General features: G+C 46.0%; 25 protein-coding genes. 24 read left to right on the top strand and 1 reads right to left on the bottom strand.

The features are described from left to right. Positions 1–25 precede the first annotated feature (25 nt). The 12 genes from gmk (at position 26) to B0H99_RS02175 (ending at position 12,328) form a co-directional block, all read left to right on the top strand. Positions 26–646, top strand: coding sequence for a guanylate kinase (gmk, locus tag B0H99_RS02230; RefSeq protein WP_106531985.1), 621 nt, complete (start codon positions 26–28; stop codon positions 644–646). Further along, positions 646–870, top strand: a complete 225-nt coding sequence (gene rpoZ, locus B0H99_RS02225; RefSeq protein ID WP_106531984.1) for a DNA-directed RNA polymerase subunit omega — start codon at positions 646–648, stop codon at positions 868–870. Before gmk ends, rpoZ begins: the two co-directional genes overlap by 1 nt. 74 nt (positions 871–944) lie before the next feature. Further along, positions 945–2,150 (top strand): bifunctional phosphopantothenoylcysteine decarboxylase/phosphopantothenate--cysteine ligase CoaBC, encoded by a 1,206-nt coding sequence (coaBC, locus tag B0H99_RS02220; protein WP_106531983.1) that lies wholly within the window; start codon positions 945–947, stop codon positions 2,148–2,150. Next, positions 2,140–4,536 (top strand): primosomal protein N', encoded by a 2,397-nt coding sequence (gene priA, locus B0H99_RS02215; protein ID WP_106531982.1) that lies wholly within the window; start codon positions 2,140–2,142, stop codon positions 4,534–4,536. The genes coaBC and priA overlap by 11 nt, the downstream gene beginning before the upstream one ends. 19 nt (positions 4,537–4,555) lie before the next feature. Continuing rightward, positions 4,556–5,080 (top strand): peptide deformylase, encoded by a 525-nt coding sequence (gene def, locus B0H99_RS02210; RefSeq protein WP_106531981.1) that lies wholly within the window; start codon positions 4,556–4,558, stop codon positions 5,078–5,080. Then, on the top strand, positions 5,077–6,009 hold the full coding sequence (fmt, locus tag B0H99_RS02205) for a methionyl-tRNA formyltransferase (protein WP_106531980.1): 933 nt from the start codon (positions 5,077–5,079) through the stop codon (positions 6,007–6,009). Before def ends, fmt begins: the two co-directional genes overlap by 4 nt. Next, entirely contained in the window at positions 6,006–7,343 is a 1,338-nt protein-coding gene (gene rsmB, locus B0H99_RS02200) for a 16S rRNA (cytosine(967)-C(5))-methyltransferase RsmB (RefSeq protein WP_106531979.1), read from the top strand. Before fmt ends, rsmB begins: the two co-directional genes overlap by 4 nt. A 47-nt stretch (positions 7,344–7,390) precedes the next feature. Further along, positions 7,391–8,140 (top strand): Stp1/IreP family PP2C-type Ser/Thr phosphatase, encoded by a 750-nt coding sequence (locus tag B0H99_RS02195; RefSeq protein WP_245894341.1) that lies wholly within the window; start codon positions 7,391–7,393, stop codon positions 8,138–8,140. Between the two features lie 2 nt (positions 8,141–8,142). Beyond that, on the top strand, positions 8,143–10,101 hold the full coding sequence (gene pknB / locus B0H99_RS02190) for a Stk1 family PASTA domain-containing Ser/Thr kinase (RefSeq protein ID WP_106531977.1): 1,959 nt from the start codon (positions 8,143–8,145) through the stop codon (positions 10,099–10,101). A 37-nt stretch (positions 10,102–10,138) separates the two neighbouring features. After that, a complete protein-coding gene (gene rsgA / locus B0H99_RS02185) occupies positions 10,139–11,035 on the top strand; it encodes a ribosome small subunit-dependent GTPase A (RefSeq protein ID WP_106531976.1) in 897 nt (298 codons plus the stop codon). Further along, positions 11,028–11,693 (top strand): ribulose-phosphate 3-epimerase, encoded by a 666-nt coding sequence (gene rpe / locus B0H99_RS02180; RefSeq protein WP_106531975.1) that lies wholly within the window; start codon positions 11,028–11,030, stop codon positions 11,691–11,693. The genes rsgA and rpe overlap by 8 nt, the downstream gene beginning before the upstream one ends. Next, the gene (locus B0H99_RS02175) at positions 11,690–12,328 is read left to right on the top strand and encodes a thiamine diphosphokinase (protein ID WP_106531974.1); all 639 of its coding nucleotides are present in this window, start codon (positions 11,690–11,692) and stop codon (positions 12,326–12,328) included. Before rpe ends, B0H99_RS02175 begins: the two co-directional genes overlap by 4 nt. 278 nt (positions 12,329–12,606) lie before the next feature. Here the strand turns inward: B0H99_RS02175 and rpmB are convergent, their stop codons facing one another. Continuing rightward, complete coding sequence (gene rpmB / locus B0H99_RS02170) at positions 12,607–12,795, bottom strand: 50S ribosomal protein L28 (protein ID WP_106531973.1); 189 nt, start codon at positions 12,793–12,795, stop codon at positions 12,607–12,609. Between the two features lie 220 nt (positions 12,796–13,015). Here rpmB and B0H99_RS02165 point away from each other — a divergent pair, with 220 nt between their 5' ends. From B0H99_RS02165 to smc, 12 genes are all read left to right on the top strand, one after another. Next, positions 13,016–13,378, top strand: a complete 363-nt coding sequence (locus tag B0H99_RS02165) for an Asp23/Gls24 family envelope stress response protein (protein ID WP_106531972.1) — start codon at positions 13,016–13,018, stop codon at positions 13,376–13,378. A gap of 18 nt (positions 13,379–13,396) precedes the next feature. Then, positions 13,397–15,049 (top strand): DAK2 domain-containing protein, encoded by a 1,653-nt coding sequence (locus tag B0H99_RS02160; RefSeq protein WP_106531971.1) that lies wholly within the window; start codon positions 13,397–13,399, stop codon positions 15,047–15,049. A 159-nt stretch (positions 15,050–15,208) separates the two neighbouring features. Then, a complete protein-coding gene (gene sdaAB, locus B0H99_RS02155; RefSeq protein WP_106531970.1) occupies positions 15,209–15,871 on the top strand; it encodes an L-serine ammonia-lyase, iron-sulfur-dependent subunit beta in 663 nt (220 codons plus the stop codon). A 15-nt stretch (positions 15,872–15,886) separates the two neighbouring features. Beyond that, on the top strand, positions 15,887–16,786 hold the full coding sequence (sdaAA, locus tag B0H99_RS02150; protein ID WP_106531969.1) for an L-serine ammonia-lyase, iron-sulfur-dependent, subunit alpha: 900 nt from the start codon (positions 15,887–15,889) through the stop codon (positions 16,784–16,786). Then, on the top strand, positions 16,755–18,818 hold the full coding sequence (recG, locus tag B0H99_RS02145; RefSeq protein ID WP_245894339.1) for an ATP-dependent DNA helicase RecG: 2,064 nt from the start codon (positions 16,755–16,757) through the stop codon (positions 18,816–18,818). Before sdaAA ends, recG begins: the two co-directional genes overlap by 32 nt. Positions 18,819–18,909: 91 nt before the next feature. Next, complete coding sequence (gene fapR, locus B0H99_RS02140) at positions 18,910–19,494, top strand: transcription factor FapR (protein ID WP_106531968.1); 585 nt, start codon at positions 18,910–18,912, stop codon at positions 19,492–19,494. Beyond that, positions 19,491–20,486 carry a phosphate acyltransferase PlsX gene (gene plsX, locus B0H99_RS02135; RefSeq protein ID WP_106531967.1) on the top strand — a complete coding sequence of 332 codons (996 nt, stop codon included), beginning with the start codon at positions 19,491–19,493 and terminating at the stop codon, positions 20,484–20,486. Before fapR ends, plsX begins: the two co-directional genes overlap by 4 nt. Beyond that, positions 20,479–21,414 carry an ACP S-malonyltransferase gene (fabD, locus tag B0H99_RS02130; protein ID WP_106531966.1) on the top strand — a complete coding sequence of 312 codons (936 nt, stop codon included), beginning with the start codon at positions 20,479–20,481 and terminating at the stop codon, positions 21,412–21,414. The genes plsX and fabD overlap by 8 nt, the downstream gene beginning before the upstream one ends. Beyond that, complete coding sequence (gene fabG / locus B0H99_RS02125) at positions 21,411–22,157, top strand: 3-oxoacyl-[acyl-carrier-protein] reductase (RefSeq protein WP_106531965.1); 747 nt, start codon at positions 21,411–21,413, stop codon at positions 22,155–22,157. Before fabD ends, fabG begins: the two co-directional genes overlap by 4 nt. Positions 22,158–22,197: 40 nt before the next feature. After that, on the top strand, positions 22,198–22,431 hold the full coding sequence (acpP, locus tag B0H99_RS02120; RefSeq protein WP_106531964.1) for an acyl carrier protein: 234 nt from the start codon (positions 22,198–22,200) through the stop codon (positions 22,429–22,431). Between the two features lie 135 nt (positions 22,432–22,566). Next, the gene (rnc, locus tag B0H99_RS02115) at positions 22,567–23,322 is read left to right on the top strand and encodes a ribonuclease III (RefSeq protein WP_106531963.1); all 756 of its coding nucleotides are present in this window, start codon (positions 22,567–22,569) and stop codon (positions 23,320–23,322) included. 4 nt (positions 23,323–23,326) lie between these two features. After that, positions 23,327–26,875 carry a chromosome segregation protein SMC gene (smc, locus tag B0H99_RS02110; RefSeq protein WP_181313545.1) on the top strand — a complete coding sequence of 1,183 codons (3,549 nt, stop codon included), beginning with the start codon at positions 23,327–23,329 and terminating at the stop codon, positions 26,873–26,875. Positions 26,876–26,881: the final 6 nt, after the last annotated feature.

The raw sequence follows: 26,881 nt of genomic DNA, 5'->3' as shown, positions 1-26,881 counted from the left end.
GATGCTGAGATGAATGAGGGATAAAATGAGAAAACAACGCGGACTGCTGATAGTTTTATCAGGGCCTTCGGGTGTTGGAAAAGGTACAGTAAGGAAAGAGCTGTTCTCACAGCCGAATACAAATTATGAATATTCGATTTCGATGACGACAAGATTGCCGAGGGAAGGCGAAGTGGATGAAGTCGATTACTTTTTCAAAACGCGCAACGAATTTGAGGAGTTGATCGAACAGGACCAATTGCTGGAATGGGCTGAGTTCGTCGGAAATTACTATGGCACACCGCTGGAATACGTCAACAAAATGCGGGATGCTGGCCGGGATGTGTTTTTGGAGATCGAAGTTCAAGGGGCGGCGCAAGTCCGCGCGAAAGTTCCCGATGGCCTGTTTATCTTTTTGGCGCCGCCAAGTCTGACTGACTTGGAAACACGCCTTATTGGACGCGGCACTGAAACGGACGATGTGATCGCCTCGCGCCTTCAAGCCGCCCGCCAAGAGCTGGAAATGATGAATTTGTATGATTATGTAGTAGAAAATGATTTGGTTGAACATGCATGTGAACGCATCAACGCCATTATCATTGCGGAACACTGCAAGCGTGAACGAGTCGAAAAACGATATTTTGATATGCTAAAGGAGAATGCATAATGTTATACCCATCCGTTGATAAATTAAAAAGCCAGATTGATTCAAAATATTCATTAGTGGCGTTAGCTTCAAAACGCGCCCGCCAATTGCACGAAAATGGTGATGAAAGACTACACCGGTATGTTTCTACAAAATCAGTCGGCAAAGCGCTTGAAGAAGTAGCAGCTGGAGTTTTGCAAAAAGAAGACCAAGATGCATCAGCAATTTATGAAGATGAAATTTAACCATTAATCGCAACAGACGACTCCCAGAGCAAATTTGTTCTTTGGGAGTTTGTTGTTTAGAAAGGGTGTTTAAGTTGTTGGCGAATCGTAAAATTCTATTGTGTGTAAGCGGAGGAATCGCTGTTTACAAAGCGGTTGCGCTTGTCAGTAAACTTTCTCAGGCAGGGGCTTCCGTCAAGGTTATCATGACCCAATCGGCGACAAACTTTGTTCAGCCGTTGTCATTTCAGGTCATGTCCAGAAATGACGTCTATTTTGATACGTTCGATGAAAAAGATTCATCGGTTATTGCCCATATCGATCTGGCTGACTGGGCGGATCTGATCATTGTAGCGCCGGCAACAGCCAACGTTATCGGCAAACTGGCAAACGGCATCGGAGACGATATGGTTACTACAACGCTCCTAGCTGCTACTGCACCAATCTGGATTGCTCCGGCGATGAATGTCCACATGTACGACCATCCGGCAGTAAAGCGCAACATCCAGCGTCTGCATGAAGATGGCATTCGGTTTATCGAACCGTCCGAAGGTTTTTTAGCATGCGGATATGTCGGGAAAGGGCGTTTGGAAGAGCCGGAAAAAATCACGCAACTTGTTGCAGATTATTTTTCTCGGCCTCAAAAATTAGCTGGCAAGAAAGTCGTAGTGACAGCAGGGCCAACCCGCGAACGAATAGACCCAGTACGTTTTTTAACGAATTTCTCCAGCGGGAAAATGGGTTATGCCATGGCGCAAGCTGCGGCTGATATGGGAGCTGAAACGATTCTGATCAGCGGACCGGTATCGCTGCCAGTGCCAAGCGGCGTGAAACGCATATTGGTAGAAAGTGCTGAGGAAATGCTGAATGCAGTTCAAGCAGAATACGCCACATCGGATGTGGTGATAAAAACTGCGGCTGTCGCTGATTATCGGCCGATTTCGGTACAGGCACAGAAAATGAAGAAAAAAGAAGGCGGAGCAGCAATCGAACTTGAACGGACGATTGATATCCTGCAGACATTGGGCCGTGAGAAAGAGGGGCAATTGCTTATCGGCTTTGCGGCAGAAACGAACGATGTGGCCCATTACGCTAAAGAAAAACTGCAGCGAAAAAACGCCGACTATATTATTGCAAACGACGTCAGCGAAGCACAAGCCGGTTTTGAATCGGACACCAACCGCGTAACGGTTTTCGGTAAAGATGAATTCGAGTATTCATTCGAAATGATGCCGAAAGACGAACTGGCCCGCCGGTTGCTCGAGCTGATTGTGGAAAGGGAAGCTATGCATGATCGCTGAAGTTATAGTCGATGTTGCAGCTCATCCTATTGACCGGCCTTTTGACTATGCGATACCCAAGCACCTTGAAGTATTGGCGGAACCCGGCATGCGTGTTAAAGTGCCGTTTGGCAACCGCAAAGTGCTCGGGTTTATCACCAACTTGAAAGAAACTTCGGAATTTGATCCGGCTCGCCTGAAACCCGTCCATGAATTGATGGATGTTGTGCCGGTGCTGAACCCGGAAATGCTCCAAATGGCGAATTGGATGAAAAAACAAACCGTCTGTTTTGAAATTGACGCGTTAAAAGTGATGATTCCGGCTGCTCTCCGTGCAAAATACGAAAAACGCTTTGTATTGAATGCACCTCTTGAAGAGCTTCCAGAACCATTGCGTCCGCATTTCAAAAACAAACCGTTTTTGCGGGCGCAAGAAGCGGTAGAACTGTATGCTTTATTGAAAAAAGAAATGGTGAACGGCACCATTATCGCTGATACGGATATATCCCAGCAAACTGCTGTCAAAAAGGTGAAGATGGTCCATATCACCGAATCTCTTGAAACCCTTGAAGCTGTCGACGTCCGTGCCAATGCCAAGCAGCAATTAAAGCTGCTGGCGTTTTTCCGAAAAAATGTTGGGCGGACGATTGAAGCGTCCCAACTTCAAAAAGAAGCCGGCGTGACGCTTCCGACTGTCTATAACTTAGTTGAAAAAGGCTTGGCAACTATTTCGAATATGGAATCGTACCGGGACCCCAGTCTGTTGTCTGCCATTGAGAAGAAGGGTTCTTTGAAATTGACGGACGCTCAGCAAACGGCATTCGATGCCATTGAAGCGTCGCTGAATAAATCAAAAACTTTTTTGCTCCATGGCATTACGGGCAGCGGAAAAACAGAAATTTATTTACAGACGATCGACCAAGTGCTGAAAGAAGGCAAAGAAGCCATTATGCTAGTGCCTGAAATTTCCTTGACACCGCAAATGACAGTCCGTTTCAAAGAGCGGTTTGGGGATATGGTGGCGGTTCTTCATAGCGGCTTGTCGGCCGGTGAAAAATACGACGAGTGGCGTAAAATTCAGCGCCATGAAGTAAAAGTAGTCGTCGGCGCCAGATCGGCCATTTTTGCTCCTTTTGAAAACCTGGGACTGATCATTTTGGATGAAGAGCACGAATCCAGTTATAAACAAGACGATTCGCCGCGTTATCATGCACGGGATATGGCCATCTGGCGAAGCGAATTCCATAACTGCCCTGTCATTTTAGGCAGTGCGACACCGTCGTTGGAATCATATGCGCGTGCGCAAAAAGGGGTCTACGAGCTGCTCGTACTGGAACAACGCGCGAAAAATCAGCCTTTGCCGTCTGTTGAAATCATCGATATGCGGGAGGAGCTGCGGCGAGGCAACCGTTCGATGTTCTCTGTTCAATTGGCCGATGCTATCCGCGAGCGGCTGGAAAGAAAAGAGCAAGTCGTGCTTTTCTTAAATAAACGCGGCTATTCTTCATTTGTTTTATGCCGCGACTGCGGCTTGGTGATGCAGTGTCCGAACTGCGATATTTCGCTTACGTACCACCGGTCGAGCGAACTGATGAAATGCCATTATTGTGGGCATGATGAACCGGTACCGCACACCTGTCCGGAATGTACCAGTGAACATATTCGCTTTTTTGGTACCGGCACGCAGAAAGTGGAAGAAGAATTGGCAAAAGTGGTGCCTGGCGCACGCGTGCTTCGCATGGACGTTGACACTACACGCAACAAAGGCGCACACGAAAAAATCCTGACTGCTTTTGGCGAAGGGAAAGCCGATATTCTCTTAGGAACGCAAATGATTGCCAAGGGATTGGATTTTCCGAATATAACGCTAGTAGGCGTGTTATCGGCAGACACTACGCTGCATCTGCCCGACTTCCGTGCTGCTGAAAAAACGTATCAACTTCTGACCCAAGTCAGCGGACGCGCTGGGCGCGACAAGTTGCCCGGCAGTGTATTTGTCCAGTCCTATACGCCGGAACATTATGCTATCACGCTTGCCAAAGATCAATTATATGAGCCATTTTACGATCAGGAAATGGCGATGCGAAGAGCAAGCGGCTATCCGCCTTATTATTACGTGGTCAATATTCAATTTACGCATGAAGACTTGATGACAGCCGCTGGCTATGCGGAACAAACCGTCCGCTATTTAACGAGCCAGCTTTCTCCGAACACGTTGATCATAGGGCCTTCGGCTTCCCTCATAGCCCGTGTGAACAATAGATATCGCTATCAATGTTTGATAAAATACAAAAAAGAACCGAAACTTGCTGAGGTCATGCAACAATTGATCAAGATTTACCGGACTGAGTGGATTAAGAAAGGCGCCACTTTATCGATCGACATGAATCCGACTTCAGTAATGTAAAAGAAATGAGGAACCAATAATGGCAATTTTAGATATAGTAAAACACCCGAATGCAGTACTTGAACAAAAGTGTGAACCTGTAACAAAATTCGATAAAAAGCTGGCTGTACTTTTAGATGATATGCATGAAACCATGGTAGCCAATGACGGCGTAGGAATTGCAGCTCCTCAAGTGGGCGTCGCTGCCCGTGTAGCCATCGTTGACTTTGCCGAAGGCCAGGAACCGATCGAAATGGTCAATCCTGAACTGGTTTTATATGAAGGAAGCGACACGGATGTTGAAGGATGCTTGAGCTTCCCAGGAATCTATGGGGAAGTCGAACGTTTTGATCACCTGAAAATTAAAGCGCAAGAACGCGACGGTTCTTGGTATGAGTTGGAAGCGGAAGGCTATGAAGCACGTGCTATTCTGCATGAAATGGACCATTTGGACGGAATCTTGTTCACAAGTAAAATTACTAAATACGTAACTCAGGAAGAACTGGATGCGATGATTGCGGAAGCTGAGGCTCAAGCGCGCGCAGAAGAGGAGGAGCAAGTTTGACGAAAATCGTCTTTATGGGAACTCCAGCCTTTTCGGCGCCGATTCTGCGTATGCTTGTCGAAGAGGGCTATGAAGTGATATCCGTTGTCACCCAGCCAGATCGCCCGGTCGGCCGCAAAAAAGTGATGACACCGACGCCGGTTAAAGAAGAAGCGATTCGCCTCGGCTTGCCGGTTTACCAGCCTGAAAAATTAAAGAACCCGGAAGAGTTGCAAGTTGTGCTTGATATGGCGCCGGATCTGGTTATTACCGCAGCGTTTGGCCAGATTTTGCCTTCTGCCTTATTAGAAGCGCCGAAGCTTGGTGCAATCAATGTCCATGCTTCGCTTCTTCCTGCATACCGGGGAGGTGCGCCGATCCATCAAGCCATTATAGATGGGCAAACGGAAACCGGTGTCACGATCATGTACATGGTCGACCGGCTGGATGCTGGTGATATCATCTCCCAAGTAACGGTGCCGATCCAAAAGCAGGACCATACCGGCATTTTGTTTGATAAACTGAGCGAAGCCGGAACAGAGTTGCTGAAAGCGACTTTGCCTTCCATTATCGATGGAACGAACGAGCGCATTCCGCAAAATGAAGAACAAGTGACGTACGCCCGCAATATCTCGCGCGAACAAGAACGCATTGATTGGTCGAAGTCGACGTTAGAAATTTACAACCAAGTGCGCGGCCTTCATCCTTGGCCGGTTGCATATACTTCGTATAATGAAGCAAATTTAAAAATCTGGTGGGCAGAAGAAGCTTCTTCCCATAAAACCGGAAAACCTGGCGAAGTGCTCGAAATGGCGGATGACACCATATTGGTCCAAACAGGCAACGGAGTACTGGCTATTAAAGAATTACAGCCAGCCGGCAAAAAGCGCATGCTGGCAAAAGATTATCTAAAAGGACCTAAAATCCAGGCAGGAGATCTGTTCGAATGAAAAACAAAAAACTTCAGGGCAATGTACGTGATGCGGCACTTTCCATCTTATGGGCTGTTGAAAACAAACAAGCCTACAGCAACCTTCTCTTGAACCAAACAATCCAAAGCTACGGCATTGCGGACAAGAACAAAGGCTTGTTGACAGAAATCACCTATGGCACGCTGCAGCATCAAATGACGCTCGATTATTATTTAGAACCTTATTTGAAAGGTAAAATCGAACCGTGGGTAAAAACATTGCTCCGCATGTCTCTTTACCAAATCGTCTATTTGGACCGGATTCCAGCACATGCAGTCGTGCACGAAGCGGTAGAAATTGCGAAACGCCGCGGGCATGGTGGAGTTGCATCCGTTGTCAACGGAGTACTCCGGTCAATACAGCGAAATGGTGTCCGCTCGTATAATGAAATCAGCAATCCGATTGAAAAAATCTCTATCGAAACGAGTCATCCGGCTTGGATGATCAAGCGTTGGAGTGAGCAGTTCGGAATGGAAAAAGCACGGGAAATGGCGCTTGAAAACAACAGGATTCCAGCCCAAACCGTCCGTGTCAACACGGTGAAAGCAACTGTCGAAGAAGTCGTTGAAATGCTCCAGTCAGAAGGGCTGGAAGCAGTGCGCAGCGCGTTGGTTCCGGAATGTTTGGTTGTGACTAATGGACATCCGGTACGGACCGCAACGTTCGAAAAAGGCTTTATTACTATCCAGGATGAAAGCTCCATGCTGCCAGTTTACGGCCTTCAACTTGAACCGGGGATGAAAGTGCTGGACATGTGCGCAGCTCCAGGAGGAAAGACAACCCATATTGCTGAAAAAATGAATAACCAAGGCAAGCTTTTCGCAATGGACCTTCATCAGCACAAAGTTAAATTGATCGAGGAAACCGCAGGCCGCCTTGGCCATACGATTATCGAAACGGCATCCGGCGACAGCAGAGAAAGCGTTGAGCGTTTTGGCACTGAGCAGTTCGACCGGATATTGGTCGATGCACCATGCAGCGGGCTTGGCGTCATCAAACGGAAGCCAGATATCAAATACACGAAAAAAGAAGAAGATTTTGCACGTCTGCAGGAAATCCAATGCTCACTGCTCGGTCAAGCTGCGCAGTTGCTGAAAAAAGACGGCATTGTCGTATACAGCACATGCACCGTGGATACAGTAGAAAATAGAGGAACAGCAGAACGCTTCTTGAAAGAGCATCCGGAAATGGAGAAGATCCAAGTAACGCTGCCGGAAGCGCTTGGCAAGAAAAACTCAGGATTTGTCCAGATTTTTCCGCAGGATTTCGGAAGCGACGGCTTTTTCATCGCTGCGTTCCGCAAAAAATCATAAGAAATTAGATGGTTAAAAGGCACAGAACAGAAGTGGGGTGGCAGGATTTGTTTCATTATGTAATCGAAAGCGATACTGGGAAAAAACGAGAGATCAACGAAGACCGGGTAGCTGTCCTGAAAAGGCCGGAAGGGTTGCTTCTGGTTTTGGTCGCTGATGGAATGGGCGGACATAACGCAGGGGACGTGGCGAGTGAAATGACCGTCAGTTCGTTGGGTACACTTTTTTTGGAAGAACAGCCGGAAGCTTTTTCTTCTATTGAAACCAAAAAAGAATGGCTTTCCTATCATGTGCAAAACATAAATAGGAAGGTGTATGAGTATGCTGGAAACAATCCGGGGTGTGAAGGAATGGGCACGACTTTGATTGCTGCACTGATTGATAACGCCGATTGCGTCATGTGCCATATTGGCGATAGCCGGGCTTATGTTATAGATGGGGGCGTTGAACAATTGACCCGCGACCATTCCTATGTGAACGTGCTTGTCGACAACGGAGAAATAAGTGAAGAAGAAGCGGAAGACCATCCAAAGAAAAATTGGATCGTCAAAGCGCTTGGAACTGAACCCGGCATTGAAGGGGAATTCCTGCATTTCAAACTAACTCCACCTTTATATTTGTTGGTTTGTTCTGACGGATTAAGCAATAAGGTGACCAAAGATGATCTTGCTACTATTGTCTGTTCTTCGATGCCGCTTTCCCAAAAAGGTGAAGAGCTTGTAAAGCTCGCCAATCACCTAGGAGGAGAAGACAACATTTCGCTTGTTCTTTTATCCTCACAGGCTGAGGAGGTATAGCCATGTTGATCGGCAAAAGAATTAATGGCCGCTATAAAGTTATGGAACTGATTGGCGGCGGTGGAATGTCCAACGTCTATTTGGCTCATGATATGATTTTGGACCGCGATATTGCGATCAAAGTTCTGCGATACGATTTCTCGAATGAAGAAGAACTCCGCCGGCGTTTTCAGCGGGAAGCGTTGTCTACAACAAGCCTTGCCCACCCAAATATCGTAAATATTTTTGATGTAGGCGAAGACGGCTCTCTTCATTATTTAGTTATGGAGTATGTACCTGGAAAAACCTTGAAAGAATATATAATCGAGAACTCACCGGTAGCGCCTGAACGGGCGGTCGAGATTATGAAACAATTGACTTCAGCTTTGGCACATGCCCATCATAACCAAATTGTCCACCGCGATATAAAGCCGCAAAATATTCTGATGGATGAAGAAGGCAATGTGAAAATCAGTGACTTTGGAATTGCCATGGCATTGAGTGCGACTTCATATACGCAAACCAATTCCGTACTTGGCACAGTGCATTACTTGTCCCCGGAACAGGCGCGCGGGGGCACAGCCAATAAGAAATCGGATATTTATTCGCTTGGCATTGTCATGTATGAATTATTGACTGGGAAATTGCCTTTTTCCGGGGAATCAGCTGTTTCTATCGCATTAAAGCATCTGCAAACCGAAACTCCGTCTCTTCGCGCTATTGTACCGAACCTCCCGCAAAGTGTAGAAAATGTTGTCATGAAGGCTACCGCGAAAAAAATGCAGTATCGTTACCAATCTGCTGACGAAATGGAAGCTGATTTGTCGACTGTATTATCAGATGAGAGATTAAACGAACCAAAATTTAAAGTTCCGGAAGACCAGGATGAAACACGGGCGATGCCGGTCATTAAAAATGCGGCAGCCTATGGAAGCGCAGAGGATACAAAGACCGTCATTCCGCTTGCTGCCAAACCGAAGGACAAACCAGAGCCGCCACCGGCTAAAAAAGAGAAAAAGAAAAAATGGCCTTGGTTGCTGGCAGCTCTTGGATTCTTGCTTATTACCGGAATTATAGTAGCTATAGCATTTCCGGACTTATTTGGACCAAGGCAAGCCGCTGTTCCGGATGTTTCCGGAATGGAGCGGACAGTGGCCATTGAGGAATTGAGGGCTGCGGGCTTTGTTTTAGGTGAGGAAACTGAAGAGTTTTCAGAAGAAGTCGAAGAAGGCCAGGTAATTCGTACGATACCAGAAGCAGAGAAAGTACGCGATCGGGAGTCAGAAATCCAGCTTTTTGTCAGCCAAGGCAAACGGAAAGTTGAAATGGATGACTATGTAGGGGAAATGATCGATGAAACAATAGAGCTCTTAGAAGAGCAGAATTTTCAGCTGAAAGAGCAAGTTGAAGAGTTTTCTGACGAGCCTGTAGGTACCATCCTGGAACAAAGGCCGCGGGCGGGAGCTGAAATTGTTGTCAGTGAAACCGAAATTGAATTTACGGTGAGCAAAGGCAAGGACATGCGGCAGGTAGAAGATTTGACCGGCTATACAGAAGCGGATTTGAATCAATATGCCCGTACATCAGGTTTCAATATACGTATTGTCGGGGAAGAATCCTCAGATAGCGTAAAAGCGGGAACCGTATTAGCGCAAAGCCCATCCGGGCAACAGCAAATTGAAGCCGGCAGCACCATCGAAGTGACGATGTCTTCCGGGCGGGCGGCCTTGCCGTTGAAAACGTATATCAAATCCGTAGAAATACCCTATGAAGCGGATGCTGAAGACGAGCAGAATGTGCGGATTTATATCCAGGATCAGGATGATACAATGGCGGAACCGGTTGAAGAATTTTCAATTACTGAAACTGAAACCCGGGAAATCGAACTGCAAATAGCAGAAGGCGAAAGTGCCGTCTACCGCATTGTCAGGGATTCGACTGTAATACTAGAAGAAACCATTGCATACGATAGTGTGGAATAACTTAAGCCAGGTAATGTGAAAATAAAGGAGTGAAAGCATGCCGAAAGGTCAAATCAGAAAAGCGTTAAGTGGATTTTATTATGTTCAGGATCAAGACGAAGACCGTTACATTCAATGCAGAGGCAGAGGAGTTTTCCGGAATCGGCAAATTTCACCGCTTGTCGGAGATTTTGTCGATTATGAAGCTGATAATGATCTGGAAGGGACGATCACGGTAGTTCATGAACGGAAAAACGAACTGGTGCGTCCACCGATTTCGAATATTGATCAAGCCATTCTTGTGTTTTCAGCAAAACAGCCGGATTTTCATCCACTGTTGCTTGACCGATTTCTGACAGCGATCGAATCACATTTTATCAAACCTGTTATTTGCCTCACAAAAATGGATTTGTTGACTGAAACTGAAAAAGAGCAATTGCAAAAGTATAGAGAAGATTACGAGAAAATCGGTTACGAAGTCATACCGACATTCAAAGGGGATCCGGCACTAGCCCTTCGGCTCTTGCCTGTTCTTGAAGGGAAGACCAGCGTATTAGCGGGCCAATCAGGTGTTGGAAAATCAACACTCTTGAATACTATCTTGCCATCGCTCGAACTGAAAACAGATGATATCTCCCGGGCATTGAATCGAGGCAAACATACTACACGGCATGTAGAGCTTATCGAAGTGAACAAAGGTTTATTGGCTGATACGCCGGGATTTAGTTCGTTCGATTTTGAGACGATTGAAAAAGAAGAGCTGTCGGATTGTTTTCCGGAATTTGCCGAGCGTTCAGGCAACTGTAAATTCAGAGAATGCTTGCATCTGAACGAACCCAAATGCGCAATCAAAGCAGCTGTAGAAGCAAATGAAATACCGGATTACCGGTATAAACATTACTTGAAATTTTTGGAAGAAATTATGACCCGAAAGCCGAGGTATTCCAATGATTAAAATTGCACCGTCAATCTTAGCAGCAGATTTCTCGAAATTGGGAGAAGAGGTACAGGAAGTTGAAAAGGCAGGGGCGGACTGGATTCATATCGATGTGATGGATGGCCATTTTGTACCGAATATCACAATGGGGCCGATAGTGGTAGATGCTCTGCGCCCTTTGACAAAACTGCCTCTTGATGTTCACTTGATGATTGAAAATCCGGATCATTATATTGAAGATTTTGCCAAAGCCGGCGCAGATTGGATTACTGTCCATGTCGAAGCGGCCACTCATCTTCACCGGACCATTCAATTGATTCGCTCGTTTGGCGTAAAGCCAGGCGTTGTACTTAACCCGCATACACCGATTGAAAGTATCCAACATATATTGGAAGATGTAGACATGGTTTTGTTTATGACTGTCAATCCAGGTTTTGGCGGGCAGAAATTTATCCATTCTGTTATCCCGAAAGTCGAGCAGTTGGCTGAAATTATCAAAGACAGAGGATTATCGGTAGAAATCCAAATTGATGGCGGCATCAATGAAGAAACTATTGTATTATGCGCGAAAGCTGGAGCAACCGTCTTTGTTGCTGGCTCAGCCATTTATGGCAAAGAAGACCGTGCAAAAGCGCTTCAATCCATTAAAAGAGCTGGAGAAGAGGCGGTTTTGTGAAAGTCGTTCTTGTAGCCGGAGGGCCGGCCGCTGAATTGCCGGACTTGGCATTATGGCCGGATGCGGCATTCATCGGGGTAGATGCCGGAACTGTCAGGCTGTTGGAGATGGGCGTTACGCCCCTTTCAGCTGTTGGGGATTTTGATTCGGTCACTGCAGGAGAGTTGAAACAAATCGAGAAGCTGGTTCCTGACTTGGTCCGGGCGGCTTCAGAAAAAGACGAAACGGACACCGAGCTCGGCCTTGAAAAAGCAATGGGTTACCAACCGGAGATGGTCATTATTACTGGGGTGACGGGAGGACGGCTCGATCATTACATGAGTGCTTTACACGCCGTTTACTCCTATCAGCAGAAATTTCCGGCTGTTCAATTTTTCTTGGTCAACCATCAAAATCGCATCCGGTTTTTAACGCCCGGGTGCCATCGTGTGGTGCAAGACACTAACTATCGTTTTATATCGTTTTATCCTTTTTCTGAACAAGTAAAAGGCTTGACGCTTAGAAACTTTAAGTACGAAGTAGAAGACGAATCAATCCCGTTCGGCTCGACCCGATTCATCAGCAACGAGCTCGAAGACGAAGGAACGGTTTGTTTTACGGCCGGAAGCTGCGTCATTATCGAAAGTGCGGATTGAACGAAAATAGCCCCTGCCAGAATATACGGCAGAGGCTATTTTTATATAATGGACTTACAGGTTTAAGTAACTTTGTTGAGCTAATGGAATAGTGATCGATAAAATTCCTTTAAGCACCGAAGTCATTTTGAATGTGACGAACGGAGCAAGGCTATAAAAATATTGCTAAGTTTGGAACGGAAAACTTTAGGCGCTGTAGGGCATGCTGCACCAAATTCAATATAAAACGAAAAAATGCCAGGCTGACGAATGTCAGACCTGGCATTATCCATGAGCGATTATACGCGCTCAACTTTTCCTGATTTCAATGCTCTTGCAGAAACCCATACACGTTTCGGTTTACCGTCTACAAGGATGCGAACTTTTTGAAGGTTTGCTCCCCATGTACGTTTTGTCGAATTCATCGCGTGTGAACGGGCATTTCCAGAACGAGCTTTGCGTCCACTAACTGCACATACTTTTGGCATGTAAGTCCCTCCTCACAAGTGAAGCTGAAAATTATAATAGAATTTCAGTTCGTTTTTCATTTCACATACTTTAATAATTTAACATAGACAAAAGGGGTTTGCAACTAATTTTCAGCCCCTTTCAAGAAAAAAACCTTTACACCCTTGACGCCCGCTTTTCTTATAGTTTAGTTTAAGGTAGAATGAAACTAGTGAAATAGGACTCAAGGGGGAATTTTTAATGTCGATTGAATTAAAAAACGACTATGGCCAAATCGATATTTCCAATGATGTGATTGCACAAGTTGCAGGCGGAGCGGCAATTGAATGCTATGGCATTGTCGGAATGGCTACCCAGCACCAGATCCGTGATGGCTTGACTGATATTCTACGCAAAGAAAATTTTGCGAAAGGCGTCATTGTCCGGCAAGAAGGAACCGATCTGGTGATTGATATGTACGTTATTATCAGTTATGGGACAAAAATTTCTGAAGTGGCTTATCAAGTCCAATCTAAAGTCAAATATACGCTAACTAAAACCATCGGCATGCCTGTTAAAGCCGTAAATATTTATGTTCAAGGAGTTCGTGTTACGAACCCGTAAGAGGAGGAAGATTTGGTTATGAAGCTATTGAACGGTATTAAGTTTGCTGAAATGGTACAAATGGGTGCCCATCATTTGTTCCAGAACGCAGATTATGTAGATGCGTTAAATGTGTTCCCGGTACCTGATGGTGATACTGGCACCAATATGAATTTATCAATGACATCCGGTGCGAAAGAAACTGAAGCTCATGCTCAGGAGCACATCGGCAAAACTGCCGGTGCTCTATCAAAAGGGCTGTTGATGGGAGCGCGTGGAAATTCAGGCGTGATTTTATCCCAATTGTTCAGAGGCTTCAGCAAGCATATAGAAAACAAACCCGAACTATCGGCTTCACAGTTCGCAGAAGCATTGCAGCACGGTGTTGAAACCGCTTATAAAGCAGTGATGAAGCCAGTAGAAGGAACCATTTTGACTGTTGCAAAAGATGCAGCTGCAAAAGGTACGGACTTGGCGAAAACTGAAGAAGATATAATTGCCTTGTTTGAAGGCATCGTAGAAGAAGCAAAAGCTTCACTCCAGCGTACGCCTGATCTGCTTCCTGTACTTAAAGAAGTCGGAGTTGTGGACAGCGGTGGGCAAGGTCTCGTCTATGTATACGAAGGATTTTTAGCTTGCTTGAAAGGCGAAAAGCTGCCTGAAAAGCATGCGCACGGTTCTATGACGGAACTTGTCAGTGCAGAGCATCATAAAAGCATCGCCGGATTTATGGATACAGCAGATATCGAGTATGGTTACTGCACCGAGTTCATGGTGAAATTTGAAGACGGCAAACAAGAATTCAACGAAGCTTCTTTCCGCAGCGATTTAAGCGCTTACGGAGATTCTTTGTTAGTGATTGCGGATGACGAAGTGGCAAAAATCCATATCCATTCCGAAGAACCGGGGAAAGTCCTTACATACGGCCAACAATACGGCAGCCTGATCAGCATGAAAATTGAAAACATGCGCCAGCAGCATATTGACATTGTCGGAGAAGATTTTAAGAAAGACGAAGGCAAAACAAATGCTAAACATCCATATGCAGTTGTAACGGTAGCAATGGGAGAAGGCATTTCGGAATTGCTGCGCTCGATTGGCGCTTCTTATGTAATTGAAGGCGGTCAGACCATGAACCCTTCAACAGAAGATATAGTCAATGCAGTCAAAGCGATTGAAGCGGAACGCGTATTGATTTTGCCAAACAATAAAAATATCATCATGGCTGCTGAACAAGCGGCTAAGATACTTGATATTGAAGCTGCAGTAGTCCCGACAAAAGATGTTCCAGAAGGGATGTCCGCATTGTTGGCATTTAATCCTTCGGCGTCTGTGGAAGAAAACCGGGAACTGATGGCCAGTGCATCAGAAAACGTGAAGTCCGGATCGGTTACATATGCTGTCCGTGATACTTCAATTGATGGCATAAATATTAAAAAAGATGACTTCATGGGCATCTCAGAAGGTAAAATTGTCGTTTCGGATTCCAGTCTTCAATTGGTTACAGAAGAGCTGGCCAAAAAACTGATTGATGAAGAAGCCGAAATTGTTACGATTCTTTATGGAGAAGATGTCAGCGAAAGTGACGCTGAAAAATTAGGCGAATTTATTGAGTCCTTGAACGAAGAAGTTGAAGTTGAAATTCATAACGGCAAGCAGCCGCTTTATCCATATATTCTAGCGGTAGAATAACCACTCTTTTTGTAAGCCGGTTTGGCTGACAAAGCTTTAATATAACAAGGGAAAAGAGATAAGGCGCATGCATAGGGCATGCGTCTCTTATTTTTGTTAAATGTGACAATTTCATGTAAACTAATACTATACGCACCTAGAAAGAAAGGGGTTTGGGCAATGAAGTTCAAATCTGTATTCGATATAATCGGCCCTGTTATGATTGGGCCATCTTCTTCACATACTGCAGGAGCGGCCCGCATTGGGCGAGTAGCAAGAGATTTGTTCGGACGCCAGCCGAAATGGGCGAAAGTGCATCTTTACGGCTCGTTTGCCGAAACATACAAAGGGCATAGCACGGATGTAGCTATCATTGGCGGCTTGCTTGACTACGATACATTTGACGAACGCATTAAAACTTCATTTGAAGAAGCCGAAAAGCTTGGGATGAAGTTCGAATTTATACCGGAGGTCGGGAACGTCGACCACCCAAATACAGCAAGAATCGTTATAGGGGACGAACGGACGGAAATGTCGATGATGGGAATTTCCATAGGCGGAGGCAAAATCGAGATTACGGAACTGAATGGATTTCCGTTGAGACTATCCGGCAATCATCCAGCAATCTTAGTAGTACATGAAGACCGGTCAGGGTGTATTGCAAACGTTTCCAATTGTTTGTATAAATATGATATCAATATCGGCCATATGGAAGTTTCTCGGAAAGAAAAGGGACACATGGCGCTGATGGTCATCGAAGTAGATCAAAATGTTGATAAAGAAGTGATGGAAGAACTGAGAGAACTTCCGAATATCACGCAAGTTACAAGAATCGCAGATTAAATGGAGGAATAAACCGTGGAATATTTATTTCGCAATGTACGGGAACTAGTAGAGCGTGCAGAACAGGAAAACAAGCTTATTTCAGAAGTGATGATCGAACAGGAAATGCTAGTTACAGAGCGATCGCGTGAAGAGATTATGAAACAAATGGACCGCAACTTGACTGTCATGGAAGAAGCTGTGGAAAAAGGCTTGAAGGGCGTACATTCGGTATCAGGTTTGACTGGAGGCGACGCGGTCCTATTGCAGGAATATATGGCGAAAGGCAATTCATTGTCAGGGGATCTGCTACTGGATGCCGTCAGTAAAGCTGTAGCAACAAACGAAGTGAATGCGGCAATGGGCACCATTTGCGCTACACCGACAGCGGGTTCTGCAGGAGTGGTTCCAGGCACCCTGTTCGCTGTAAAAAACAAGTTGAATCCGACTCGTGAACAAATGATCCGGTTCTTGTTTACTTCCGGCGCTTTCGGGTTCGTGGTAGCTAACAATGCGTCGATTTCTGGAGCTGCAGGCGGTTGCCAGGCGGAAGTCGGATCAGCAGCAGCCATGGCAGCGGCGGCAATAGTGGAAATGGCTGGCGGAACGCCTCAGCAAAGTTCAGAGGCGTTCGCCATCACGATGAAGAATATGCTTGGCCTTGTCTGCGATCCGGTGGCGGGATTGGTAGAAGTGCCTTGCGTGAAACGGAACGCAATGGGGGCTGCAAATTCAGTAGTAGCAGCCGACATGGCGCTCGCTGGAGTAAAGAGCCGAATTCCGTGCGACGAAGTGATCGGGGCAATGTTCGAAATCGGCCAATCGATGCCAAGCGCACTCCGTGAAACGGCTAAAGGAGGGCTAGCCGCTACTCCGACAGGTAAATGGCTGGAAGCGAAAATTTTTGGCGGGGCAGTTGTTGGCAGTGGACGCTAATACACCGGTTACCGCATTAAAAGGTGTAGGGAAAACAGCGGCTGAATCCCTGCAGGAAATGAAAATAGAAACGATTCATGATCTTATCATGACGTTTCCTTACCGCCATGAAGATTTTCAATTGAAAGACTTGGCTGACACGCCGCATAATGAACGGGTCACTGTGGAGGGAAGGGTCGAAAGCGAGCCTTCCGTCCTTTTTTTAGGGAAAAACAAATCACGGACGCAAGTACAGGTTTTGGTTGGCCGGCATCTGGTAAAAGCCATTTTTTTCAACCAACCATATGTGAAAGCGAAACTGCACATTGGAGAAGTTTTGACGCTTTCTGGAAAATGGGATCGTGGACGCCAAGTGATCACGGTCCAAAGCCATTCTATTGGACCGAAAACGAGCGGTGCGGATTTTGAACCGGTTTACAGTTTGAAGGGCTCTATCTATCAAAAAACGTTCCGGAAACTCATGAGACAAGCCTTAGATCTAGCAAAAGACGACTTGGAAGATTGCTTGCCTGAACGATTCTTGAGCAATTATCACTTGCCGTCTTTTCAAGATGCTTTGGAATGGGTCCATTTTCCTCCAGACGGAGAAATGTTGAAGCAAGCGCGCCGGCGTTTCGTCTATGAAGAACTTTTAATGTTCCAGCTGAAAATGCAGTCGCTGCGGAAAAAAAACCGTGAAGAAGAAGGCGGCTCATTCATCAATTACGATCTGGAAAAGCTGAAAAACTTTATTCAAACGCTGCCGTTCGATTTGACGCCCGCACAAAAACGCGTCGTTAATGAAATATGCAAAGATTTGCGGGAACCTTTCCGGATGAATCGCCTTTTGCAAGGAGACGTAGGTTCCGGAAAAACAGTCGTGGCCGCGATTTCGTTATACGCGGCTGTAACTGCGGACATGCAGGGTGCTTTAATGGCCCCAACAGAAATTTTGGCTGAACAGCATGCCAATACGCTGGCGCAATGGTTTGAACCGCTTGGCCTTAACATTGCCTTGTTGACTGGATCAGTCAAAGGAAAAAGGCGCCAGTTAATATTAGATCAATTAGCCGGAGGAGAAATCCATATTTTAATCGGCACCCATGCGCTGATTCAGCCTGATGTGCAATTTAGCAAGCTCGGCCTCGTTATTACAGATGAACAGCACCGCTTTGGCGTCGACCAGCGCCGTGTGTTGAAAGATAAAGGTTACAACCCGGATGTCCTGTTCATGACAGCAACCCCTATTCCACGGACGCTGGCCATTTCGGCATTTGGCGAAATGGACGTTTCTGTCATTGATGAAATGCCGGTGGGAAGAAAAGAAATCCAGACGTTCTGGATGAAAAAAGACATGTTCGGCAAAATTTTGGGGCGTATGGAAAAGGAATTAGCTGCAGGTCGACAAGCCTATGTTATTTGCCCGCTCATCGAAGAGTCGGATAAATTGGACTTCCAAAATGCAGTCGAATTGTTCCAACAGTTATCAAGCCATTTCCACGGGAAATATACGGTCGGTCTGATGCATGGCCGCCTGCATTCGGATGAAAAAGAAGAAACGATGCGCGCGTTTTCGGAAGGGAATATTTCCGTCCTAGTATCGACCACCGTAGTTGAAGTGGGCGTTAACGTCCCGAATGCGTCTTTTATGCTCATTTATGACGCTGAGCGTTTCGGTTTATCCCAGCTTCACCAATTGCGCGGCCGCGTTGGACGGGGAAGCGAACAATCGTATTGTGTTCTTTTAGCAGATCCGAAAACCGAAATGGGCAAAGAACGCATGGCTTCGATGACCGAAACAAACGATGGCTTTGTGCTTGCTGAAAAAGATCTTCAGCTTCGAGGACCAGGAGACTTTTTCGGCCGAAAGCAAAGCGGTGTGCCGGAATTCAAGATGGCTGATTTGGTACATGATTACAGGGCACTTGAAACTGCAAGAAAAGATGCGGAAAAATTGGTCAACAGCGAAGAATTTTGGAGCAGCGATGAAACAAAATGCCTTCGGGAGCACCTTGAAGAATCCGGTGTTCTTTCAAGTTCCCGTTTGGATTAAGAATGCAGGGATTGCGAATAATCCTTGCATTCTTTTTTTGTTATTTATATACTCGTATTAGTACCAAGTGCTAATAGCGGGCGGTGACATAGTGAGAAGACCGAAAAAAGAACGGCAGCAAGCGCTTAAAAATTCAATTCGGACAAATCCATTTGTGACCGACGAAGAATTATCTGCTGAATTTGATGTCAGCGTCCAAACGATTCGACTGGACCGGATGGAGTTGGCAATTCCAGAGTTGCGAGAGCGCATCAAGCACGTAGCTGTAAGAACATACGAAGATGAAGTGAAATCTTTGCCGATTGACGAAGTGTTCGGCGAGATTATTGATATTGAGTTGGATGAACGGGCAATTTCGATCTTCGATGTAAAACCGGAACATGTTTTCCAGCGCAATAAAATTGCTAGGGGGCACCATTTGTTTGCACAAGCAAACTCGCTTGCTGTAGCGGTCATGAACGATGAATTGGCGCTTACTGTAAAGTCGGAACTGCAATTCCTGCGGCCGGTAACAGCCGGACAGCGGATTGTGGCAAAAGCACAAGTTGTGGAACGCAACCCGGAAAAAAACCGGGCGTATGTGAAAGTGGTGTCTTCGGTAGAGCAAGCTACGGTTTTTATCGGCACATTTGAAATGTACCGAATGACGGAACAAAGCGAAGGTGAAGGACAGTGAAAATAGCAGTAGATGCAATGGGCGGCGACAATGCACCAAAAGAAATAATTGAAGGCGTATATAAGGCGCTAACAGAATTTACAGATTTGGAAATCCAACTGTATGGCCATGAAGAAAAAATGCAGCCGTACTTGCGGGCGCAAGACCGGTTAAGTGTAATTCATTGCGAGGAAATTATCGAAGCGGAAGATGATCCGGTACGGGCTGTGCGGCGCAAGAAAAATGCCTCAATGGTGCAAATGGCGCAGGCGGTGAAAGAAGGCCGGGCAGATGCTTGTGTATCCGCGGGAAATACTGGCGCTTTAATGGCAGCAGGGCTTTTTGTAGTTGGCCGCATTGAAGGAGTCGACCGGCCAGCACTTGCTCCGACCCTGCCGACAATTGATGGCAAAGGATTTGTCATGCTCGATATGGGAGCAAATGCAGAAGCGCGTCCTGAGCATCTTGTGCAATATGCCGTCATGGGCAGCATTTATGCGGAAAAAGTCCGCGGCATCCAGAACCCGACTGTCGGTTTGTTGAACATCGGAACTGAAGAGAAAAAAGGAAATGACTTGACGAAGGCCGCTTTTCCTTTATTAAAACAAGCACCGATCAATTTTATCGGCAATGTCGAGTCGCGCGATTTGTTGAATGGCGCAGCTGATGTTGTCGTAACTGATGGCTTTACCGGAAATATGGTTTTAAAAACCATTGAGGGAACGGCAATGAACGTTTTTGCCATGATCAAAGATGTCTTTATGACTTCGGCAAAAACGAAAGTTGCTGCGTATCTTGTTAAAGATGACTTGCGAGGGCTAAAAGGCATGCTGGATTACAGCGAATATGGGGGAGCCGGATTGTTCGGTTTAAAGGCGCCTGTCATTAAAGCCCACGGTTCATCGAATGCAAACGCCATGTTTAACGCCATCCGCCAAACGCGCACCATGATTGAAAATGATGTGACCGGAACAATATACAGCACTTTGGAAAAGGAGCAACAAAATGACTAAAATCGCCTTTATCTATCCCGGGCAAGGTTCTCAGTCTGTAGGAATGGGAGAAACATTTCTTCAAGACGAAAAGAGCCGCCAGTATTTCGAAGGAGCGGACCAAGCGCTTAGCTTTAAGTTATCTGACTTGATGTTGCAAGGTCCCCAGGAAAAGTTAACTCTTACATATCACGCTCAGCCGGCTCTTCTAACTGTCAGCGCCATGATCACTGAACGATTGAACCGAATGGGAATTGTTCCGGATTATACGGCTGGGCACAGTCTTGGTGAATACAGCGCGCTTGTTGCCTCTGGCGTATTGCCATTTGAATCGGCGGTCAGCATTGTGCACAAACGTGGCTTGTTTATGAATAGTGCAGTCCCAGCAGGGGAAGGCTCCATGGCAGCAATTCTTGGCATGGATAGCAGAGATCTGGAAAGAGTGACAAACGAAGTGACGGATTCAACGGGTGTTGTGCAGCTCGCCAATTTAAACTGCCCTGGGCAGATCGTCATTTCCGGAACAAAAGCGGGAGTAGAAGAAGCTTGTCGCCTGGCTAAAGAACGTGGAGCAAAACGCGCGATTCCGCTCGATGTCAGCGGGCCTTTCCATTCGGAATTAATGCGTCCGGCTTCAAAGGATTTATCGAAAGTGCTGAGCGAGGCTTTTCTTGAAGATGCGGCGATTCCTGTTGTAACGAATGTAACGGCAAAGACTGAAACGAATTCGGTACAGCTGCAAGATCTGCTTATTCGCCAGCTCTATTCTCCGGTACTTTGGGAACAATCAGTAAAAGAAATGATTGAGCTTGGGGTTACGGTATTTGTTGAAATCGGGCCAGGAAAAGTTTTGAGTGGTTTGGTTAAAAAAATCGATCGCTCAGTCACTACTTTGCCGGTATTCGATCTGGAATCTTTTGAAAAAGCGGTAGAGGAGCTAAAAAAATGACCAACTTGACTGGGAAAACAGCCATTATAACAGGAGGTTCACGCGGAATCGGCGCTGAAATCGCACGCAGGTTTTCAGATGCAGGAGCAAAAGTGGTTGTCAATTATAGCGGCAGCCAAGAAAAAGCGGAAGCAGTTGTTGCTGATATTCAAGCAAACGGCGGAGAAGCGATTGCGGTAAAAGCGAACGTTTCGGATTCAGAAGCAGTGAAAGCTATGGTCGACGAGACGATGAACGCTTTTGGTTCAATCGATATTTTGGTCAACAATGCAGGAATTACCCGTGATAATTTGATGATGCGTATGAAAGACGATGAGTGGGATGATGTTATCAACACTAATTTAAAAGGTGTATTCATTTGCACAAAAGCGGTAACCCGCCAAATGATGAAACAACGTGCAGGCCGCATTATTAACATTGCTTCGATTGTGGGCGTAATGGGCAATGCAGGACAAGCAAATTACGTAGCAGCAAAAGCGGGAGTTATCGGCTTAACGAAAACGACTGCACGCGAACTGGCGAGCCGCAACATTACAGCAAACGCAGTTGCACCAGGGTTTATCACAACGGATATGACTGACAAGTTGAGCGAAGATATTCAAAAAGCAATGCTTACTCAAATTCCGCTTGGCCGTTTCGGCAAACCGGAAGAAGTGGCGAAAGCGGCTCTCTTCCTGGCATCTGATGATTCTTCCTATATGACAGGCCAAACGCTTCACCTCGACGGCGGCATGGTCATGTGACGAGAAATTCTGTATACTGATTTGAGGGGAGGTGACGACATTGGCAACAGTACTAGAGCGAGTAACAAAAGTAATCGTAGATCGTCTTGGAGTTGAAGAAAGCGAAGTAAAGCTTGAAGCTTCATTCACAGGCGACCTTGGTGCAGACTCATTAGACGTAGTTGAATTGGTTATGGAACTTGAAGATGAGTTCGATATGGAAATTTCCGACGAAGACGCTGAAAACATGTCTACAGTAGGCGACGCGGTTAAGTATATCGAAAGCAAGCAATAATACAATTGAATCTATTCTATCCGATTGACGCACAAACGCTCCTCATACGAGCGGTTGTGCGTCAATTCTCTTTTTGCACAATGCAGGAAAACAAGGTAAAATTAGATGAAGAACAGCAAAGGAAGGCAGATAAAAATGGCCATGAAGAAAAAAGCGAATCATCAAAAACCAGGAGTGCTAAAAGAAAGCGAACGAGCAGCTTTTGGACAGCTCCAACAAGAATTGAATATAACCTTTAAGCAACCTGCATTGCTTTATCAAGCTTTTACCCATTCATCTTATGTGAATGAGCATCGAAGACGGCATTACACGGACAATGAACGCTTGGAGTTTTTAGGAGATGCTGTTTTGGAACTGTCAGTATCCCACTACCTATACATGAAGTATCCAGATAGAAGCGAAGGGGAATTGACTAAGCTTCGGGCAGCAATCGTTTGCGAGCCGTCGCTTGTTATTTTTGCCAATGAGCTGAATTTCGGCAAATACATTCTGCTTGGGAAAGGCGAGGAATTAACAGGCGGACGAACGCGTCCGGCGTTACTTGCGGATGTATTTGAGTCGTTTATCGGCGCTTTGTATCTGGACCAAGGTTTGGAACCGGTTGTAGCGTTTTTAGAAGTGGTGTTGTTTCCGAAAGTGGAAATCGGTGCTTTTTCGCATGTGATGGATTATAAGAGCCAGTTGCAGGAACTGGTCCAACAAAAAAATAATGGAGCTTTGACGTATGAAATCATCGACGAAAAAGGGCCGGCTCATAGCCGGATTTTTGTGACTCGCGTCTCGCTTGCCGATAAAGAACTGGGCATCGGAAATGGCCGGTCGAAAAAAGAAGCGGAACAGCAGGCTGCCCAGTTGGCAATCCGCAAATTGCAGGAAGCTGTGGAGGATTGAAGAAATGTTTTTGAAAAGATTAGAAGTAATGGGATTCAAATCGTTTGCCGACCGCATCGGCATTGATTTTGTTCCAGGCGTGACCGCGGTAGTCGGACCAAATGGCAGTGGGAAAAGCAATGTCACTGATGCTATTCGATGGGTACTGGGAGAACAATCGGCAAAATCTCTTCGTGGGGCAAAGATGGAAGACGTTATTTTTGGAGGAAGCGACTCCAGAAAACCGCTCAATTTTGCGGAAGTGACGTTGATTTTGGACAATACAGACGGTCGGATCCCTCTTGATTACAGTGAAATCAGTGTAACTAGGAGGGTTTTTCGCAGTGGGGAAAGCGCTTATTTATTGAACAAACAAAACTGCAGGCTAAAAGATATTACGGATTTGTTTATGGACTCGGGACTTGGAAAGGAAGCTTTTTCGATTATTTCCCAGGGGCGCGTCGACGAAATTCTGAACAGCAAAGCCGAAGACCGCCGCTCGATTTTCGAAGAAGCGGCCGGCGTCTTAAAATACAAACAGCGCAAGAAAAAAGCGGAAGTGAAACTGAACGAAACAGATGATAATTTAAATCGGGTTCTCGACATCTTGCATGAACTAGACGGCAGGATGGAGCCATTGCAGATTCAAGCATCTGCGGCACGGGATTACTTAGACATGAACGAGCAGCTAAGGGGCGCGGATATCGGTTTATTGGCCTTTGATATTACGCAACTAGAAAGAGAGCTGAGCCAACTAACAGCGGATGCCGCAGACCATACGAAAAAAGAAGCACAATTAGCTTCGGAAATCGACGGCAAAGAAAAGGCGATCCGTGCAATCCGTAAAAATTTGACAGGGCTCGACAGCCAGATCGACGATGCCCAAAACCGTTTGGTTGAAGCAAGCAGCGAAAGCGAAAAATGGGAAGGCCGCAAGTTGCTGATGTCCGAGAAAAAAAGCAACGCTCATCGGCAAGCCCAGCAGTTGCGGGAGATGATTTCTGCAGAAAAGCAAGAAAATGACTTTTTGCAAAAAAAATACACCGAACAAGCTGCGCTGCTTGAAGAGCGGAAAATGGAACAGCAAACTCTCCGTTCAGTCATCAAGGGGCTTGAAGATCAGCTGAACCGGACTCCGGCGGATATTGATGAAGAAATCGATTCGCACAAATCAGTCTATATCGATTTGATGAACGAACAGGCAAGTGTGAAAAATGAGTTGAAAAACATAGATTTGCAGGAACAGCAATTATCCGAATCGAGCAGCCGTATTGCTGTTCAGCAGACGGATTTTGCCACCGAAGTGGCGGAAATGGAAATCGAGAAAACTGCAGCAGAAGCGAAGCTAGCGGATATCCGGCGCTTGTTGGAAGAAAAACGCAGCAAATACCGGACGACAGAAACGGCATACAACCAATTGAAAACCGCTTATGAAGAAAGGCAGTCGATGTTGTTTCAAGCTTATCAATCGCAAAAGCAAATGGCATCAAGGATTGAAACGCTGCAAGAGTTAGAAGCGGAATTTTCAGGGTTTTTCCAAGGCGTCCGTGAAGTGCTGGTTGCAAGGCAAAAGGGCCAGCTTCACGGAATCGTCGGTGCGGTAGCCGAAATGGCGCAAGTGGATCAACCTTACGCACAAGCGATTGAAACCGCCCTGGGGGCATCAAGCCAGCACATCATCACGGAAAATGAACAGCATGCTCGGGAAGCAATCGAATTCCTTCGGAAAAAGAAAGCGGGACGATCCACGTTCCTTCCAATGACTGTCATGAAATCCAGAAAGCTTCCTGAACAGACGCTTGATTCTATTCAGCAACACCCGTCATTCGTGAATATGGCTTATGAGTTAGTTGTGTATGATACTGCTTACCAAATGATTTTTGAAAATTTGCTTGGCAACGTCATCATCGCCAAAGATCTTAAAGGCGCAACTGCTATTGGGAAAATGACGATGAATCGCTATCGAGTCGTGACGCTTGAAGGGGACGTCGTCAATGCGGGCGGCTCTATGACCGGAGGCTCCAATAAAACCCAAGCCTCTTTCTTTACGCGAAAAGCCGAATTGGAACAGCTGGTCATACAAGCTGAGAAACTGGCTGAAACGATCAGCCATGCTGAAAAAACGGTGAAAAAAGAACAAGCGGAAGTACTTGAAATTGAACATCAACTAAATAATTTACGTTCAGAAGGCGAGAAATACCGTGACTTGGAATCCGAACGAGCTATTATCCTGCGTGAAATTGAAGCAGTACTGAAAACAACAAAAGAGCGATACCAAGTTTTCATGGCTGAACAAAAAAACAAAGAATTGGATTTGACGAATGTAGCAAACCGGAAGAAAACGGCAGCTGGAAGACTGGAAGAAATCGGGGCAGCTTTATCGGCAATATCCGAACAAATAGATGAATTGACCGATTTCAAACAAAAGAATGAATCTGTTCGTGAAACTCTCCTTGCAAAATTGATGGATCAGAAGTCAGCTTTGGCAGTTATGAAAGAGCGAGTGGCGCAACTTGTAGAAAGCGAAGCCGAACTCGCCGGCCGGAAGCGGAAAAGCGATCAAAAATTGCTGGAAAGCCAAAAAGAACTGGACTGGATCCAGTCAGAAGAAGCTTCGAAAGTATATTCAGACGAAGAGATTCTGGTGGAAATTTCGAACTGGATGGCTAAGAAACAGCAAGAGCAGCAGAAAATCCAAGACACGAAGCAGCTGCGAGCTGAAAAGCAAGAGGAACTGAACGTGCTTGAGGAAGAGCTCAAAGAAACGCAACGTCTGTATAAAGGATTTGTGGAAGCCATCCGCATTTGTGAAGTCCAATCAACACGTCTCGATGTTCAGATGCAAAGTTTTATTGACCAGTTAGAAAATGACTATCAGTTGACATTGGAAGAAGCGAAACAGGTTGAACTATCGGATGAAGAAGTTGTTGTGCGGAAAAAAGTGAAATTATTGAAACAATCGATCGAAGAACTCGGTCCGGTCAATATCGGGGCGATAGAAGAATACGACCATGTAGCTGAACGCCACAGTTTCTTGACGGAGCAGCGGAATGACCTGAACGAAGCGAAAGATACGCTCCGTACGGTTATCGAAGAAATGGATGAAGAAATGACAAGCCGGTTCGATTCGACCTTCCATGCTATCCGGATCCAGTTTCAACGGGTATTCAAAGAATTGTTTGGAGGAGGATCTGCGGATCTGCTCTTGACCAATCCAGGAGATCTTCTGACGACCGGAGTTGAAATCGTTGCGCAGCCTCCAGGGAAAAAATTGCAGAACTTAAGTTTGTTGTCTGGCGGTGAACGGGCACTGACAGCTATCGCTTTGCTGTTCTCCATCTTGAACATCCGCCCGGTGCCATTCTGTGTTCTCGATGAAGTAGAAGCGGCTCTTGATGAATCAAATGTGGTGCGCTATAGCCAGTATTTGAAGAAATTCAGCGAAGACACGCAGTTTATCGTCATTACACACCGCAAAGGGACAATGGAAGGCGCAGATGTCCTTTACGGCATCACTATGCAGGAATCTGGCATATCCAAGCTGGTCTCTGTTAAGCTGCAAGAAGAAATGTAAAAGAGG

Source organism: Planomicrobium soli, assembly GCF_003014655.1.
Taxonomy (GTDB): Bacteria; Bacillota; Bacilli; order Bacillales_A; family Planococcaceae; genus Planococcus; species Planococcus soli_B.
The sequence above is the reverse complement of the archived record's forward strand: the minus strand, read 5'-3'. Positions and strand labels throughout refer to the sequence as shown.

Excerpts from the sequence above, each read along its gene's own strand:
- gmk (WP_106531985.1), top strand. The coding sequence starts at position 26 with ATGAGAAAACAACGCGGACTGCTGATAGTTTTATCAGGGCCTTCGGGT.
- sdaAB (WP_106531970.1), top strand. The coding sequence starts at position 15,209 with ATGAAGTTCAAATCTGTATTCGATATAATCGGCCCTGTTATGATTGGG.
- rsgA (WP_106531976.1), top strand. The coding sequence starts at position 10,139 with ATGCCGAAAGGTCAAATCAGAAAAGCGTTAAGTGGATTTTATTATGTT.
- rpmB (WP_106531973.1), bottom strand. The coding sequence starts at position 12,795 with ATGCCAAAAGTATGTGCAGTTAGTGGACGCAAAGCTCGTTCTGGAAAT.
- priA (WP_106531982.1), top strand. The coding sequence starts at position 2,140 with ATGATCGCTGAAGTTATAGTCGATGTTGCAGCTCATCCTATTGACCGG.
- rpe (WP_106531975.1), top strand. The coding sequence starts at position 11,028 with ATGATTAAAATTGCACCGTCAATCTTAGCAGCAGATTTCTCGAAATTG.
- rsmB (WP_106531979.1), top strand. The coding sequence starts at position 6,006 with ATGAAAAACAAAAAACTTCAGGGCAATGTACGTGATGCGGCACTTTCC.
- B0H99_RS02165 (WP_106531972.1), top strand. The coding sequence starts at position 13,016 with ATGTCGATTGAATTAAAAAACGACTATGGCCAAATCGATATTTCCAAT.
- smc (WP_181313545.1), top strand. The coding sequence starts at position 23,327 with ATGTTTTTGAAAAGATTAGAAGTAATGGGATTCAAATCGTTTGCCGAC.
- rnc (WP_106531963.1), top strand. The coding sequence starts at position 22,567 with ATGGCCATGAAGAAAAAAGCGAATCATCAAAAACCAGGAGTGCTAAAA.
- def (WP_106531981.1), top strand. The coding sequence starts at position 4,556 with ATGGCAATTTTAGATATAGTAAAACACCCGAATGCAGTACTTGAACAA.
- pknB (WP_106531977.1), top strand. The coding sequence starts at position 8,143 with ATGTTGATCGGCAAAAGAATTAATGGCCGCTATAAAGTTATGGAACTG.
- fabD (WP_106531966.1), top strand. The coding sequence starts at position 20,479 with ATGACTAAAATCGCCTTTATCTATCCCGGGCAAGGTTCTCAGTCTGTA.
- rpoZ (WP_106531984.1), top strand. The coding sequence starts at position 646 with ATGTTATACCCATCCGTTGATAAATTAAAAAGCCAGATTGATTCAAAA.
- fabG (WP_106531965.1), top strand. The coding sequence starts at position 21,411 with ATGACCAACTTGACTGGGAAAACAGCCATTATAACAGGAGGTTCACGC.
- B0H99_RS02160 (WP_106531971.1), top strand. The coding sequence starts at position 13,397 with ATGAAGCTATTGAACGGTATTAAGTTTGCTGAAATGGTACAAATGGGT.